13 protein-coding genes are annotated in these 17,673 nt (G+C 35.4%); 10 read left to right on the top strand and 3 right to left on the bottom strand.

What is annotated here, in order from left to right; all coding sequences use genetic code 11:
• Window positions 1-4: 4 nt before the first annotated feature.
• The 10 genes from BZG02_RS05035 to BZG02_RS05075 all read left to right on the top strand — a co-directional run bounded on the left by BZG02_RS05035 (window position 5) and on the right by BZG02_RS05075 (window position 12,466).
• Complete coding sequence (locus BZG02_RS05035) at window positions 5-388, top strand: hypothetical protein (RefSeq protein ID WP_101260325.1); 384 nt, start codon at window positions 5-7, stop codon at window positions 386-388.
• A 341-nt stretch (window positions 389-729) separates the two neighbouring features.
• Window positions 730-1,464, top strand: a complete 735-nt coding sequence (locus BZG02_RS05040) for a peroxiredoxin (protein ID WP_101260326.1) — start codon at window positions 730-732, stop codon at window positions 1,462-1,464.
• A 174-nt stretch (window positions 1,465-1,638) separates the two neighbouring features.
• Complete coding sequence (locus tag BZG02_RS05045; protein ID WP_101260327.1) at window positions 1,639-3,747, top strand: hybrid sensor histidine kinase/response regulator; 2,109 nt, start codon at window positions 1,639-1,641, stop codon at window positions 3,745-3,747.
• 254 nt (window positions 3,748-4,001) lie between these two features.
• Window positions 4,002-5,438, top strand: a complete 1,437-nt coding sequence (locus tag BZG02_RS05050) for a TlpA family protein disulfide reductase (protein WP_180335639.1) — start codon at window positions 4,002-4,004, stop codon at window positions 5,436-5,438.
• A gap of 264 nt (window positions 5,439-5,702) precedes the next feature.
• Window positions 5,703-7,376, top strand: coding sequence for an asparagine synthase B (asnB, locus tag BZG02_RS05055; protein ID WP_101260329.1), 1,674 nt, complete (start codon window positions 5,703-5,705; stop codon window positions 7,374-7,376).
• 309 nt (window positions 7,377-7,685) lie between these two features.
• Window positions 7,686-8,669, top strand: coding sequence for a 23S rRNA (adenine(1618)-N(6))-methyltransferase RlmF (rlmF, locus tag BZG02_RS05060; RefSeq protein ID WP_101260330.1), 984 nt, complete (start codon window positions 7,686-7,688; stop codon window positions 8,667-8,669).
• 545 nt (window positions 8,670-9,214) lie between these two features.
• Complete coding sequence (locus BZG02_RS05065; protein ID WP_101260331.1) at window positions 9,215-10,333, top strand: family 16 glycosylhydrolase; 1,119 nt, start codon at window positions 9,215-9,217, stop codon at window positions 10,331-10,333.
• Window positions 10,334-10,511: 178 nt separating this feature from the next.
• Window positions 10,512-10,664: a hypothetical protein gene (locus BZG02_RS20770; protein ID WP_180335640.1), complete on the top strand. Its 153-nt coding sequence runs from the start codon at window positions 10,512-10,514 to the stop codon at window positions 10,662-10,664.
• A 275-nt stretch (window positions 10,665-10,939) separates the two neighbouring features.
• The gene (locus tag BZG02_RS21290; RefSeq protein ID WP_425432611.1) at window positions 10,940-11,071 is read left to right on the top strand and encodes an IS3 family transposase; all 132 of its coding nucleotides are present in this window, start codon (window positions 10,940-10,942) and stop codon (window positions 11,069-11,071) included.
• Window positions 11,072-11,350: 279 nt separating this feature from the next.
• Window positions 11,351-12,466, top strand: coding sequence for a LamG domain-containing protein (locus BZG02_RS05075; RefSeq protein WP_101260333.1), 1,116 nt, complete (start codon window positions 11,351-11,353; stop codon window positions 12,464-12,466).
• A gap of 332 nt (window positions 12,467-12,798) precedes the next feature.
• On the opposite strand, the gene BZG02_RS05080 is transcribed toward BZG02_RS05075, so the two are convergent.
• The 3 genes from BZG02_RS05080 to BZG02_RS05090 are packed head-to-tail and all read right to left on the bottom strand — an operon-like array spanning window position 12,799 to window position 17,346.
• Window positions 12,799-13,767, bottom strand: coding sequence for a glycoside hydrolase family 130 protein (locus BZG02_RS05080; protein ID WP_101260334.1), 969 nt, complete (start codon window positions 13,765-13,767; stop codon window positions 12,799-12,801).
• Between the two features lie 12 nt (window positions 13,768-13,779).
• Window positions 13,780-15,081, bottom strand: a complete 1,302-nt coding sequence (locus BZG02_RS05085; RefSeq protein WP_101260335.1) for an MFS transporter — start codon at window positions 15,079-15,081, stop codon at window positions 13,780-13,782.
• Window positions 15,082-15,114: 33 nt separating this feature from the next.
• Window positions 15,115-17,346, bottom strand: a complete 2,232-nt coding sequence (locus BZG02_RS05090) for a GH92 family glycosyl hydrolase (RefSeq protein WP_101260336.1) — start codon at window positions 17,344-17,346, stop codon at window positions 15,115-15,117.
• Between the last annotated feature and the right edge of the window lie 327 nt (window positions 17,347-17,673).

Consider the following 17,673-nt stretch of genomic DNA (forward strand, 5'->3'; position numbering starts at 1 on the left):
AGACATGAAATTCAAATACAAAATATCTCCCGGTTTAAAATTAATTAATGAATACTATTGCGGATATTTCAAATGGAATGATCTAATTATTAACACTTTGAAAACACGCGAAAATGCTTTATACAAGGAAAGCTACAATGTAATTGCCGATTTTACTCAAGCAAAAGTTATTCTAAACATCAAAGATTTAGACGATTACATTGAAGAGTATCAAAAGTATAGTTTAATAACAAATAAATGTGCCATTATTGTAAGTAGCACCTATGACACTTCCATGGCAATGCTATTCGAAATTCAAGTGCGAATTCAAAATGCCAAAGTCTTCCATTCTCACAAAGATGCCTACGAATGGCTTGAAATAGATCCTGTTCTCCTGGAAAAAGAATAGAATTGCTCCTTTAAACTTATTAAAACTGATTTAAAATTACCTCTCCATCAGTCATTTAACTTGACATCCCTAATACAATGCGTTAACTTTAATAATACGCTCGGGGATAAATGAAAATTTATTCCAACTCCCTAAGATTCCTATCCTAAGGAATCGATATTATTGGGTTTACTCCCATAGCTATATTGAGTCTGTTACTAGTTGAATTGGATTGGTGATATCAATTTATCTTATTCCATTAAAAGCTATTTTTTGGAATAATTCCTTGGTAAAATTCCTATCCATAAATCACATCAATGCCGTGAATTATCAGAAAAACAAACCTCTTTAAACCTTGAATTATGGAAGAAAAGAATGAGAGAAGCCTAACTCCAATGCCACGAATCGGCGATAAAGCTCCCGAATTTAGAGCAGTAAGTACCCAAGGAAATATCCATTTTCCGAATGATTACAGTGGTTCTTGGGTAATTCTGTTTAGTCACCCTGCCGATTTCACTCCTGTGTGCACTTCGGAATTTATGACTTTTGCAAGTATGGAAAACCAATTTAGAGAAGCTAATTGTGAGCTCGTTGGCCTGTCCATAGATGGTTTATACAGTCATATTGCTTGGTTACGAACCATTAAGGAGAAAATTGAATACAAGGGAATGAAAAATGTAGAAGTGAAATTTCCTTTAATTGAAGACATTACCATGGAAGTAGCGAATCTATACGGAATGATTCAACCTGGCGAAGACAATACAAAAGCGGTTCGAGCCGTATTTTTTATCGATCCTCATGGTATTATCCGCACTATCATTTACTACCCCTTAAGTATTGGAAGAAATTTTGATGAAATTTACCGCGTGATTATTGCTTTACAAACGGCTGATAAATTTTCAGTAGCAACTCCGGCGGATTGGCGCCCAGGCGATGAAGTGATTGTTCCTCCTGCCGGATCGTGCGGTGTTGCAAAAGATAGAATGGAGAACGAAGATGAAAATATTCACTGCTACGATTGGTTCTTCTGCACAAAAAAGATTGAAAAAGAAGAAATTCTGAATACAATTCTAAAAAAAGAAGAACACATTCACTAAAATAATAAGGATGGTTGCACAAGAGTAATTCTTCTGCAACCATTATTTTTCACTATTTATGTTTCTATTTACATTTATACATTTAAATAAATCTGTATTATTTCATAAAAAACATCGTAGAAATGCATTTTTTAAATATCTTAAGGAAGAAAATATACTCCTAGAAAACCAAAGATGAAGAATGATTTGCATCACGAAATAATCAAATCTCTACCCTATCCGTATTATGTGATTGAGGTGCATACCTTAAATGTAATTGAATCAAACGATCCAAATTTCACAAAAAATCAGAATTGTTGCAATCTTATCTTCCCCAATAGCCCTGCATGCGAAGTTAAACGCCAAAACAAATGTTCGGTACTGGAGGTATTAAAGAAAAAAAACTCCACACAAACCAAAATCAACAACCTAACTATCAATGGAGAACCAAAATCTATTTTGCTTCATGCCAGTCCCATATTCAATACCAATCAAGAAATTACACATGTAATTGAATATTTTATAGATATTACCGAACAAGAAAACTTGCACCTCGAAGTAGGTAACAAAACACAAGATCTTGAAAAAGCTATTTCCGATCTTTCCAAACTAAATTCGGAGTTAAACGATACAAACAACAAATACAAAGCATTATTTGAAAACTCTCCGGAGTCGCTTTGGGAGGAAGATTTCACCCTTTTAATGCAAAGCATAAGCGAACTTAAAGCGAAAGGAATAACAGATTTTAATAGTTATTTTAAAGAACACCCCGAAGTTTTAGTTGAATTAACCGAGCAGGTTAGCATTATTGACGTTAACCAAACAACAGTGAATTTACACAAAGCAAAATCAAAAGAAGATTTAATTGGAAACCTAGCAAAAACATTTCTACCCGAATCTCATTCCGTATTTAAAGAGGAATTACTGGCGATTATTCGTGGCGAAAATTCATTTGAAAAAGAAGCAAGGGTAAAAACATTTGAAGGAGAAGTAATTGATGTTATCATTAAACTATTTTACACCAAAATTGGGAATAAATTTACAGCATATGTCTCAACAACAGATATAACAAAGCTTAAAAAAGCAAAATTAGCATTGAAACAAAAAAATAACGAGATTCTTAAAACTAATGTTGAGCTTGAAAAGGCTAAAGAAAAAGCAGTGGAAAGCGATCTTTTAAAATCGGCTTTTTTAGCAAATATGAGTCATGAAATTCGAACTCCAATGAATTCAATAATCGGTTTTTCTGATTTACTTGGAGAACCAAATCTCACCCTTGAAAAACGACAGAAATATTTAAAATTAGTTCAATCGAGCAGTGAACATTTGTTGCAAATTATCGATGACATAATTGATATATCTAAATTAGAATCCAACCAACTAAAGATCTCCAAAAAATCATGTCCTTTAAACGAATTACTTTACGAAATTAAGGAATCGCAAAGCATGATTAAAATTGTAAGAGCCAAAAGTGACATTCTTCTTCAACTAAATATTCCTAAAGACACAGATAACTTAATGATTAACTGTGATCCTACCCGTTTCCGGCAAATTGTTTACAACTTGGTTTCTAATGCATACAAATATACCAATACCGGTTTTGTAGAAATAGGCTATTCAGTATCAAATACCAATTCCATGGTACATGTATATGTAAAGGATACAGGTTTTGGGATTCATCCAGAGATGTTTCAGCTCATTTTTGAACGATTCAGACAAATTGAAAATAAAAATTTGCAAGAAGGAACAGGGATCGGACTCAGTATTTCAAAAGGTCTGGTGCATTTGCTGGGCGGAGAGATATGGATTGAATCGAAAGTTGATGAAGGCAGCACTTTTCATTTTACCATTCCAATATCCGAACAAGACAATACCGAATCCGGAATTCATAAAAACAGGAAACCATCGAAGCACCTTAACCTTTCACAATTTCTTGTATATGTTGCTGAAGATGATATTTCCTCCTACTTACTACTCGAGGAATTATTAGAATCTACCGGCGTTCAGCTAAAACATGCTGTGAATGGCCAAGAATTAATCCAACTTATTAATTTACAAACACCCAATTTGGTTCTCCTAGACATAAATATGCCAGTTATGACAGGCTTTGAGGCTATTAAAATATTAAGAAAAACACATCCAAATCTTCCAGTTATCGCACAAACAGCATATGCGATGATTGAAGAAAAAGAAAGATGTATTGCACTTGGTTGCACCGATTATATTTCCAAACCAATTAACGCAAGCATTTTATTAGAAAAACTAAGAACCCATCTAAGTTGTTATAGTAACTCCCAATACTAGTTGCTTTCAATAAAAAATACTGATTAAAATTCTATGGAGCAATTTTTGTTTCTTTCCATAAATACATCAGCGGCTTGCTAATAATTGGAATTCTTGCAAAGCTAATTTCATTGGCATGTAATTTGTTTTACCATTACCATATAGAAACTTTCGTAGAGTAATAATATCCCACAATTGCCGGTCATGAACGTTTCAAATTAAAAAAAGTTTTGTAATTTTCGCTTTCAATTATGCTTATCAACCTTATTATAAACATGAAGAAGATTTTTATTACTCTTATTTGTGCAGGATATTGCCTGCTATCCTCTTTTACTGGCAACGCACAAAAATATGATATCAACGTTAATTTAATTGGCAGTACCGATAGCGTTGCGTACTTAGCACATTATTTTGATGGTAGAATATTCGCTGATGATACCACACGTTTGGAAAATGGAAAAGGATTATTTGCGAAAAATAAGCTGCTGGACGAGGGAATTTATGTAATTTATCTTCCATCACAAAAATATTTCGACCTGTTAATTGGTAAAGATCAGGAATTTTCCATTACTGCCGACCCACTTAACTTTATCGAAACTATTCAAATAAGCGGCTCTAAAGAGAGCGTGGCATTTCATGAATTTCAAAAATTCATGAAATCTCAAAATGAAAATTCCAAAAAACTTCAGGAAGCATATGCGGCTAACAAAGACAACGAAAAAGAAAAAAAGAAATATCAGGAAGCCTACAAACAGGCAGATATAGATGTACGTGCCTATATTCAAAAACTAAATCAGGAATACACCAACGGAAGTTTTGTTTCGAAATTTGCGCAATTAACTTTAGCACCAAAAGTACCTGATTTTTCCTTAGAAATTCCAGAATCTACTCCTGACAGAGATCAGAAAATCAATAAAAAATCGTACTTATACAATAAAGCACACTATTTTGATTACGTAGACTTTACCGACGAACGCTTTTTAAGAACTCCTATTCTTAAAAATAAATTGGAGTTTTTTTACGAAAAAATTCTGGTTCAAAGTCCTGATACTATCGTAAAAGAAGCAACTGCGCTTATCGAAAAATCTAGAACCGATGAAGTATTCTACCAATATTTAGTACAATACTCTCTAAACTATGCAGTTAAAAGCAAAATTATGGGAATGGATGCCGCCTTTGTTCATTTAGCAAAAAAATACTATTTGAGTGGGGAGGCTAATTGGGCCGATTCTACGCTATTAGCTAATATTCGCGAGCGAGTTATAAAACTTCAATACAATTTAATTGGGATGAAAGCCCAAGATTTAAAAATGGAAACACCCGAAGGAGAATTCGTTAGTTTGCATGAAATTGATGCTCCCTTCACCATATTGTATTTTTGGGAACCTGATTGTGGTCACTGTAAAACAATAACTCCTAAACTAAAGACGGAAATATTGGATAAATACAAACAAAAAGGAGTTAAGGTTTTTGCGGTTTGTACTCAAAACGAAAAGAAAGAATGGGAAAATTTTATTGCAGATAAAAATCTATTCGATTTTATTAATTGTTACGACCCCCACTATCAAACTAATTTCAGAATTTATTACGACGTTTTTAGTACTCCGATTATTTACTTGCTCGACAAGGATAAAAAAATTATTGCCAAACGACTCGATGTAGAAACACTAAAAACCTTTCTGGATCATGAATTAGAAATCAAAAAAAATTAAACAATAGGACACTTTCGAGTGTCCTTTTTTATTATTCAATATTTTTTAATTTATAGCCCCTGTAAAAATCACTCCTCGATACAAAACAAGCCTTATTTTTGATCAAATAAGGTGAAAAAATATTTTATCCCTTTCCGCAAACGATATAGAGCTAAAAACATAGTAGAAAATAGATTGAAAATCGTATTTTCATCCATCAATACCAAAATTTTAAACAGCTTAACCTCATTTTACAGGCTGAAAATAACTATTAAACAATTTTTTATGTGTGGATTTGTAGGAGTTTTTGATTTGAAGGTAGATGCTCAAGAGCTACGCCCTCAAATTTTAGAAATGTCTAAAAAGATTCGTCACAGAGGTCCAGATTGGTCTGGAATATTTTGTGATGAAAAAGCGATTATGTCTCATGAGAGACTATCCATTGTAGATCCTCAATCGGGAGGTCAACCACTTTACAGCAAAGACGGAAATCTGGCTTTGGCTGTTAATGGTGAAATCTATAATCACATCGACATTCGAAATCAGATGAACGGATCCTATGAGTTCTTAACGAAATCGGATTGTGAGGTAATTCTTGCATTATATCAGCAAAAAGGAATCGATTTTATCGATGACCTAAATGGTATTTTTGCTTTTGCTTTATACGATAAAAAGAACGATTGTTACCTAATTGGTCGCGATCATATGGGAATTATTCCTTTGTATCAGGGATGGGATAAACATGGTAATTATTATGTAGCCTCGGAATTGAAAGCATTAGAAGGTTATTGCAATAAAATTGAAGAATTTCTTCCTGGCAAATTCTTGTATAGCAAAGATGGTGTTGTTAAAGAATGGTATCAACGCGATTGGAAAAATTACGAAAATGTAAAAGATAACACCACCGATATGGCTGTGTTACGTAAAGGTTTGGAAGATGCTGTTCATCGTCAATTAATGTCTGATGTACCTTATGGCGTACTACTTTCGGGTGGTTTAGATTCCTCTATTATATCGGCTATCGCAAAAAAATATGCCTCGAAACGTATTGAATCTGGGGATCAAAAAGATGCTTGGTATCCACAACTGCACTCATTTGCAATTGGTTTAGAAGGTTCTCCCGACCTAGCAGCTTCGCGAAAAGTAGCAGATCATATTGATACAATTCACCACGAAGTTACTTTTACAGTTCAGGAAGGATTGGATGCTATTCGTGATGTAATTTATCATTTGGAAACCTACGACGTAACCACTGTTCGTGCCTCCACTCCAATGTATTTAATGGCTAGAGTAATTAAATCGATGGGGATTAAAATGGTACTTTCGGGCGAAGGTGCTGATGAAATGTTTGGTGGTTATTTGTATTTCCACAAAGCTCCTAATGCCGAGGAATTTCATAAAGAATGTATTCGAAAATTAGATAAACTGCATCTTTACGACTGTTTACGTTCCAATAAATCGATGTGTTCGTGGGGCGTGGAAAGTCGCGTACCATTTTTGGATAAAGAATTCCTTGATATTGCCATGCGAATTAACCCAGAAGATAAAATGGCGAAGGATGGAAAAATGGAGAAATGGGTGTTGCGTAAAGCATTCGAGGACTATTTGCCAGAAAGCGTTGCCTGGAGACAAAAAGAACAATTCTCGGATGGTGTTGGATACAGCTGGATTGACACTTTGAAAGAAGTTGCCGGCAAGGAAGTTTCTGATGAACAATTAGCAAACGCTAAATTCCGTTTCCCGATTAATCCACCAATGTCGAAAGAAGAATTTTACTACCGATCTATATTTGCAGAGCATTTCCCTTCGGATAGTGCCGCCAAGTGTGTTCCTTCGGTACCTTCTATTGCATGTAGTACTCCTGATGCTTTGGCTTGGGATGCATCGTTCCGTAACAATGCCGATCCTTCGGGAAGAGCAATTAACACCGTTCACAACGACGCTTACAAAATGAAATAAATAGCTTAACTGAAAATAAACAGAGGTTGCCCCAAAAGGTCAGCCTCTTTTTTATGCCTCCAAACTTTTCAATCGAGGCATCAAGATATATTTTAATCCAAAAAGATAGGACACATTGTGGTTCGAAGCTCTTTAAAACCTAAAAATTTTGACTTTGCAATCAAAAAATAAACGTTATTAATCACAATAAAAAAATCTCCATCCCTAGAGCAGAAAACTTTTTGAAGAAGAACTCCTAATAATTGAATAAAGGTGACTTTCTCCCAATTATATTCTAATTTAGCAGATTCAAATTAGAGAATTATTCCCATGCTAAATAAGAAGAAAGAACACCCAAAAGAAAAATCAAAATTACATCCTAGAAATAAAAACCGGGAACGCTACGATTTTAAACTACTGGTAGAAACTTGTGCTGCTTTAGCACCTTTTGTTATTCTGAACAAGTACGAAGATGAATCGATAGATTTTGCTAATCCTGATGCTGTAAAAATGCTAAACAAGGCACTTCTTATGCATCATTATGGACTTTGTGATTGGGATATTCCAGCTAATTATTTGTGCCCTCCTATTCCTGGCAGAGCAGATTACATTCATCATATTGCTGATTTGCTTCGACAGAATAACTACGGTAAAATTCCTATGGGCAATAAATTTACTTGCGTAGATATTGGTGTAGGTGCTAATTGTATTTACCCAATAATTGGAAATAATGAATATGGATGGTCTTTTATTGGTTCGGATATTGATCCTATTGCGATTCAATCTGCAGAGAACATTATCCACTCAAATCCTTCGTTACAAGGAAATGTGAAATGTGTTTTACAGGAGAATCCGAAAGATTATTTTTACGGCGTTATTCCGAAAGATGGATTTGTTGATTTATCAATTTGCAATCCTCCTTTTCATGCCTCAGCCAAAGATGCGTTGGAAGGAAGCATGCGCAAAACAAGAAATTTATCATCTGAAGGAATTACAAAACCTAATCTTAATTTCGGCGGACAAAGCAACGAGTTGTGGTGCGATGGCGGAGAAGAACGCTTTGTTAGAAACATGATTAATCAGAGTAAGAAATTTTCTAAATCATGTTTCTGGTTTTCTACACTAATCTCGAAAGAATCGAACCTAAAAAGTGTTTACCAAGCACTTACTGAAGCAAATGCGGTAAAAATAGAGACCTTGCCAATGGGACAAGGAAACAAAAAGAGTAGAATTGTTGCTTGGACTTTTTTATCGAAAGAAGAACAACAAAAATGGAAGAACGTAAAATGGAATAATCAGGCGGTTAAAAAATAGTGCACAATTAAATGCACAAATAAACCAACTCCTTAAACCAATTATTACACCTTAAAAATTTATGAAACAACACTATACATGCAGTATTTATTACTAAGTAGTGCTCTGTATTATTTTTTCTCCAATTCGCCTGTCTCAAGTGAAAACTCACAAATAAGAGTTTCTACTTGAGATTTGTTTTTTTATACCTAGCAAGATCCTTTAAAAAATAATCAACCAACTTTTACTGTAATATAAGAGGTAGCATAAAATAAGTCTCCATTTTTTTTCTACTATTTCCTCCCTAATTCCTGCCTGCATTCAATGAAAGACACAATATAATTTCCCTTTTTAACAAGACTCTATTTTAACATCAATTAAAAACACGATCTAACTATCACATAGTACATTATGATTTTTTTTTGTTTTCAAATAAGCCTGTAGGTTTTTTCTTTTACCCCCTTATTTTTAACACTTATTTGCTTCAATATCAGCAAACTAATTTGACAGCTACAATTATAAAAGTTAATTTAGATTAAACAAAACATTTATAAAATTAAATTGTTATGAAAAAAATCTATTGCTTAATTTTACTGCCTATTTTATTCTTAGCAACCAGTTGCGAAGATGATAATAACGACTTGCAGTCTGAAACTACCGTTTCAAATTCGTCGGATCAATTATCTTTAAAATCGGCCGGTAGTGGGTGGACAAGCCTCACCTCAAATTGTAAACAACCGAGCAACACGATAGAGTTTCTTGCTCCAACCAGCAATACGGAACACCGAACAAACCTTAACGATTCGAACAATGGAATGGTTGGTTGGGGTTTAGTTACTACTTTATCTGATGAATTTAATTATTCTGCAGGAAAAAATGCAGCAGAATTTCAATCGAGATGGAAGCTAGGTTATATTAATGCCTTTACAGGTGTAAAACCAACGATATGGTCTGATAGCCAAGTTAATTTTGAAAACATCAGTACAAATAATCGTGCCTTGGTTATAAAAGCAGATAAATCGGGAGATAACTTACTATGCGGAATGATAACTACCAAAGCAACGAGTTGCTATCCATTGTATCAGGAAGCCAGAGTTAAAGTAAGCAAGTCTCAATTAGCCAATGCCGTTTGGATGATTAGTAATGATGCAAAACAATTAGAAGAAATTGATAACCTAGAGACTTATGGTCCGGCCACACGTTCAGATGGTTCTTCCTGTTTATATCCTTGGTTTGCCAATAAGTTACACCTTAGTCATCATACATTCGCATACGATTCGGCTGGAAAAAGACTTGATTACCAACCTCTAACAGCAACTTGGATGTCGAGAAAAACGGGAGACTGTAGTTCGAATTTAGTTAACTGGAGCGCAAAATATCATATTTATGGTGTGAAATGGGAAAGTGCTACCAAATTGGTTTACTATGTTGATGGTGTAAAAGTTAAAACAGTAACGAATGGCGATCAAGGAATTGATCCTAAGAGTTATACAACCTGTGGAGGTCTTAAAAAAGAAATGCACATGATTATTAGCCAAGCAGCACAAACTTGGAGATATGGAACAATAGCCGATTTTTGGGCATCTGGAGATGACTTGACTGGAGACATCACCAAAATGTATGTGGACTGGATTAAAGTATACACCCCAACTGGCAAAGAAAATAGAAGTACTTGCAATGAATAAAACAATTGTGAGTACAAGAGATCTGTGATATGCGACTTATAAACATGGTTCTTATCTCGTTGTAACAAAGAACTAAACATACCAGGTAGATCTGTAAAACGTTCTGCCTGGTTATTTTTTGTTCAATTCTCATGATTTTTATGGAAATAGTATTTGCTTAAAAACGTAAAAAGCTCCTATGAGAAAAGCGCTAGGGATTGGAGTGGAAACTCCACAACGAAGTATGAGCGAGAAGTTGAACGAATTGCACCCAAAATCCTTAAACGAGACTTTAAGACTGATAGGCCTTATCCAAAATGGGTTACGCGCCTTACGGAGTTTTCTCTTATAGGAACTAAATGTTATCTCTCACCTATTATGAATTTATATAATATGGAAATATTTAGTTATAACATATAAACCAACCTTACTTCTGGTTATGAATATGGTTGACAGAGCATTTTCTATGCTCCCATATAATACAAATCTAACTCTTCATTCAAATCAGGATTGGCATTATGAACATCCTAGCTATAGGTATAAACTTCAACAAAAAAGTATTAGGCAAAGTGTGTATAGAAAAGGAAATTGATTAGAGAATACAGCAATAGAGAAGTTCTTTGGAGGTTGAAATCTGACTTGGTGTATTTGAAACAATTTAGTTCCTTGGAACACTTTCTAAAAGAGCTGGTAGAGTATGTTGATTATAATAATTTCAGAATTAAAAAGCGTTTAAATGGAATGAGTCTGGTAAAATAAAGAACTCCACTTTATTAATCGATTTAATTACCAACCATCTTTTAGACTCACTTCATTTCCCTTTTTAATAAGGCTCTATTGTAACATAAATTAAAAATACTATCTCACTATATAATAATACATTATGATTTTTTTAGTTTTCAAATAAGCCTGTAGATTTTTTCTTTTACCCCCTTATTTTTAACACTTATTTGCGTCAATATCAGCACACTAATTTGACAACTGCAATTATAAAAGTTAATTTTGATTAAACAAAACATTTATGAAATTATAATTATTATGAAGAAAATCTATTACTTAATTTTGCTACCTATCTTATTCTTTGCAACCAGTTGCGAAGATGATAGTAACGACTTGCAGTCTGAAACTACCGTTTCAAATTCGTCGGATCAATTATCTTTAAAATCGTCCGGTAGTGGGTGGACAAGCTATACCTCTAATTGTACACAACCGAGCAACTCGGTTGAGTTTCTTGCTCCAACCAACAATACGGAGAACCGAACAAACCTTAACGATTCGAACAATGGAATGGTTGGTTGGGGTTTAGTTGCTACTTTATCTGATGAATTTAATTATTCTGCAGGAAAAAATGCATCCGAATTTCAATCGAGATGGAAGCTAGGTTATCTTAATGCATGGACAGGTGTAAAACCCACCGTATGGGCTGATAGTCAGGTTAATTTTGAAACTATCGGCACAAATAATCGTGCCTTAGTGATTAAAGCAAATAAATCGGGAAACGATTTACTTTGCGGAATGATAACTACAAAAGCAAAAAGCTCCTATCCCTTGTACCAAGAAGCAAGAGTTAAAGTGAGTAAATCTCAATTAGCCGATTGTCTTTGGATGCTAAGTGGCGATACTCATAATCTAGAAGAAATTGATAACATAGAGACTTATGGTCCGGCTACACTTGCTAATGGAAAATCCTGTAAATATCCTTGGTATTCCAACAAGTTACACCTTAGTCATCATACCTTCAAATATGATGCAAACGGAAATAGACTTGACTACCAACCTCAAACAGCAACTTGGATGTCGATGAAAACTGGTGATTGTAATTCTAGTATTGTTGACTGGAGTGATAAATACCATATTTATGGTGTGAAATGGGAAAGTGCCACCAAATTAGTTTATTACGTTGATGGTGTAAAAGTTAAAACAACAACTACTGGTAGCCAGGGAATTGATCCTAAAGGTTATACTGCTTGTGGTGGCCTTAAAAAAGAAATGCATATGCTTATTGGTCAAGAGGCACAAGCCTGGAGATATGGCACTACAGCTGATTTTTGGGCATCTGGAGATGACTTTACTGGCGACAGAACCACAATGTATGTGGACTGGATTAAAGTATACACTCCTACTGGAAAAGAAAATCGAAGTACTTGCAATTAATAAAACAAATAGTAAGCACAAGAGATCTGTGATAGGAGATTTATAAACATTGTCCTGTTCTCATTGTAACACAGAAGTAAATATACCAGGCAGACCAGTAAAACGTTCTGCCTGGTTATTTTTTTTACAAAACTCTTGTAATTTTTATGAAGATAGAATTGGCTTAATACGCAAAAACCACTATTCGGAAAGCGTTAGGGATTGGAGTGGAAACCCCGCAACGAAGTATGAGCGAGGAGTTGAAATGGAAAGCCCGCCCGAAGGGAACGCCCCTAAAAAAAAAGACTGGCACCTGAGAGAGTACCAGCCAATTAAAATCTAAACTAACTAATTTATAATGAGTTCTTTTTGATGAAATCAATTACTTCGTCGATGTAAGCAAAACTCATTCCTACCACCGTATCGGCTGCTCCATAGTACACAGCAACTTTATTTCCTTCGGTTAAGGCGGCACATGGAAATACAACATTAGGCACATCGCCCATTAGCTCATAAGGAGCCGCTGGAGCCAATAAGTATGGTTTCGAGCGATACAATACCTTATCGGGATTTTCGAGATCGAGAAGGGCTGCTCCCATTGAATAACGAAACCCGTTGCAGGTGTTGATTACCCCATGGTAGAACATTAACCAACCTTCGTTGGTGCGAATAGGTACCGAACCAGCTCCAATTTTGGTACACTGCCAAGCACTATCGGTGAAATTAGATACTTTCATTACGCAACGATGCTCTCCCCAATATTTCATATCGGGACTGTAAGAAATGTAAATATCGCCAAAAGGTGTGTGTCCATTATCGCTTGGACGACTTAGCATTGCATATTTTCCATCAATTTTTTCGGGGAACAAAACTCCGTTACGATTGAATGGTAAAAATGCATTTTCGCACTGGTGAAAGGTCTTAAAATCGAAAGTATAAGCAATTCCAATAGTTGGTCCGTGATAGCCATTGCACCAAGTAATCCAATATCGGTCTTCGATCCAACAAACGCGAGGATCGTATTTGTAATCCGAATCAATCATCGAGGTATTTCCTTCGACCATTTTAATTGGATTGTGGTTGATATCCCAATTGATTCCATCTTTACTAAACCCGGCAAAAATATTCATTTGCACCGATTTATTATCGCAACGGAATACTCCAGCGAAACCATCCTCGAAAGGAACTACTGCACTATTAAAAATACTATTGGAAGTAGGAATATCGTACCTTCCAATAACAGGATTCTGAGAAAATCTCCACATTACATCTGTAGATCCTTCCGGCCTGTCTTCCCAAGGCATTGTGCTTTTTGAACTCATTCTGATAAAAATTTATTTGGATTCGTTATTTGTTTCTGACTCACTATTTTCGGAATGCGGAAAAGGAATAAATTTGGCTCCAAATAGGATAGGTATAGTAGCAAACAGCACTACAATAAAAAATAATTTGTAACCTAACCAATCGCTTAAAAACCCACTAAACATTCCGGGCAACATAATTCCTAAATTCATTATTCCTGTGGCAAATGCGTAATGTGCCATTTTGTATTTTCCTGGAGCAACCTGTTGCATCATATAAAGCATTAATCCAACAAATCCGAAGCCATAGGCAAAATACTCTGCCACCACAGCACCACCAATCATGTATATGTTATCGGGACGATAAATGGCCAAGATAGCATACACTGCAAATTGTACGTTAAAAATAAGAACTAAAGAGAATAAAGATTTTTTTAATCCGCGCCTGGCAATGTAGTAGCCTGCTAAAACTGAACCAAGCACAAAAGCTGCCGAACCAAATACGCCATAAATTAATCCAATGTCGGAAGTACTTAAGCCTAACCCACCATCGGCAACACTAGCTTTAAAAAATAAAGGTGCAATTTTTATGGCGAAACCTTCGGCAAAACGGTAAGCTACTATAAAGGCAATGAACCAGATAATATATTTTTTTTGAAAAAAGGTTTTAATCACATCCACAGTAGTGGCGAAACCTTCTTTTAAGCTTTTTACTTCGCCCGATTTTTCTCCTCCTGATGGTAACATACGTATGTGGTAAACCCCAAGCACAACCATAATAATTGCATAGGTAAGCATAACAACCATCCAAGCATGTAAAACACCAAACTTCTCCTCGAGAATACCTGCCAAATACACCAACGCACCAGCAGTTAATATTTTTGCCATGTTGTAAAAGGCTCCTTGCCAACCAATGTATTTGGCTTGTTGCTGTCCCGAAAGTTCACTTAAATAAACTCCATCGGTAGCAATATCGTGAGTAGCACCACTAAAAGCAATAATTGCAAGCAGAGCAATTGAATAGGTGAAGAAAGCATCGAAATGCAAAGAGAAAGCAACCAAAGCAAAGGTAATACCTGTCAGCAATTCGGTAGCTACCACAAAATGTTTTTTAGTTTTAAACATTTCCAACAAAGGACTCCAGAGTGGCTTTAAAGTCCACGGCAACATAATTAAAGATGTCCAAAATGCAATTAAAGAATCGGATACCTCGAAACTCTTAAACATGAGTACCGATGCTTGTGCAATTGCAATAAAGGGTAAGCCCATTGCAAAATAAGCTGTAGGAATCCAACTTGCCGGATGTTTTGCTTTGCTTTTTTTAGTAAGTGACATTAGTATTTTTTGTTTTTTAGATAGGGATATGAGTTAGTTGTTAAAGAAGAAATCCAAAGTTCCGCCCTTACTTATATCTTGATGATTAATAAAATAACTTTTATATTCTTTGCCGTTACGCATCATTTTAGAAATGTACTTTCCCTTAGAATCTTGATGCTTTACAATTTGAAAACTTTTCCCTTCGTAAAATTCAGCATCCAATTCGATTGTTACTTTATCGAAAACTGGTGTTGTAATAGCATAATCGGTATTTCCCGGACAAACAGGATAAATTCCCATCATACTATAAATTACCCATGCCGATAAGGTACCACAATCATCATTCCCAGGAATACCATCGGGAGCATTTTTGTAATAGGTGTCGATTAAACGACGCACCTCTTTTTGTGCTCTCCACTCCTCGCCCTTCACATAGTTAAAAAGAAATGGATAATGAATATCTGGTTCGTTGGCCATATCAAACAATCCTTCATCGAAAACCATTTGTAATTTATTTACAAATTTCTTTTTTCCCCCCATCAAATTTGTTAACCCGATTACATCATGCGGTACACAAAAGGTATACTGCCATGCTGTTCCTTCGTGAAAACCTGGGCTAGGTTCAAAATTTTCGCCTTGTTTCGGATTGAAATTTGCTAAGAATTCTCCATTCTTTAATCGCGGACGAAGCATCTCAAATTCAGTATCGAAATATTCTTTGTATCGAAGTGACTGCTTTAAAAATCGCTTGTAATCGTCCTTCTTACCCAAAGCCTTAGCGAATTGTGCCAAATTCCAATCGGCAATGTAATATTCCAAAGCATGAGAAACTGAGTTGTCAAACTCCTCGACTAAAGGCACATAACCTGCTGTCAAATAATGATCGATATCTGGACGTAGCTTATTATTTTTTCCTGCCGAAGTTGCAGATTTTATCATTGCCGCATATGCTGCTTCTACATCAAAATCGGTTAATCCACGCAAGTAGGAATCAACAATAACCGGAATGGCTGGATCGCCTTCCATAACGTGTGTTTCTTTGCTGTTGAGTTCCCATTTAGGCAACCAGCCACTCTCCTTGTACATGTCGACCATAGAACGAAGCATATCTTGCTGTTCCTGAGGGTATAACAAGGCCATTAACGGATGATAGTTGCGGTAGGTATCCCATAAAGAAAACACGGTATAACGATTGCAATTATTGGTCTCGCGAATTTCGAAAGATTCCATTGCCGGATATTGCCCGTTTACATCGTTAATGATGTTTGGATGGATTTGTGTGTGGTATAATGCGGTATAGAAAATTGTTTTTTGATCGTCGGTTCCGCCTTCTACTTTTACTCGACTCAAATTACTATTCCATTCCTGATTAGCCTGTAATCTTGTTTTCTCAAAATTGAACTGATTCGATTCAGCATCTAAATTCATTCTTGCATTTTCGATACTCACATAGGAAACACCAACTTCTACAATTACTTGCTCGTTGTTTTTAGTATCGAAAGTGAAATAAGCACCAACTTCATCGCCAAAAAGTTCCTGCGTATAATTTTTGTAGTATTTAAACTGACCGTCGGTATCGCTCCATGCAGCTTCCGCTTTCATTTCCGGCATTTTTTTCCAAACCCCAAATTCGTCGGCTTCTTTACTAAAACGAGCAACGAAATAAACCAGTCGTTCCGATCCATCGTTGTAACAAAAAGATCCTGTCATTCGAGAACCTTCAATTTCCTGATTGTTTACGATTCGAATTTTAGCACCCGATTCGTTGGTTAAACCTAAACCTAAATTCAAAAGAATATTTGATTTCCCTTTTGGAAAAGTATAACGACTAATCCCGGTTCTTTTTGTTGCGCTTAGCTCTGCTTTAATTCCATATTTTTCTAAATCGGTGGCATAATATCCAGGTGTTGCCTTCTGATTTTTTTGGATGGAACCATACTCTTTGTGATCGGCTTTTACCTCACCAGTAGTTGGCATCAATAAAATTACGCCCAAATCGGGACAACCAACACCGCTTAGGTTAACATGTGAGAATCCGGTAAGAAAGGTATTATCCCAAGAATAGGGAGTTGACCACCAGCGAGCATCTTTATCCCATGTATTGATATCAGAACCCGAAACATTAAAAGGAGTTACGGAAACCATTCCTCGAGGTACAATTGCTCCCGGGTTTGTGGTGCCAAAATTAGTTGTTCCAATAAATGGATTTACGTATTCGGTAAATTGTGCAAAACAATTAATGTTTAGAAAAAAAAGAATCAAAATTCCTGATAAGCGCTTCATCAAGTTGAGTTTTGTTGAGGTGTAATTCAAAAATAAAATATTACCGAACGGGAACTTTGCTAGCCAAGCTCTTCCCCCGAACGGTTTTTCTAATTTCTAATCTATAAGTCAAATTAAAGCTTTAGAGATTAAAAGCCGATTAATTTTGTAATTAATCCCTTTATTAATTCATTAATCCCTCTAAAAATAACAAATTAACAAGGAGATAAGAAGAAGAAGCAATATGTATGTAGCATTTATCTTGTTACCCCTAAATCCCCTAAAGGGGACTTTTTTGCTACAAGCAAACAATCGTTCCGCTATCTGATAGATTAACTCCCATTACTT

Source organism: Labilibaculum filiforme (assembly GCF_002843315.1).
GTDB lineage: Bacteria > Bacteroidota > Bacteroidia > Bacteroidales > Marinifilaceae > Labilibaculum > Labilibaculum filiforme.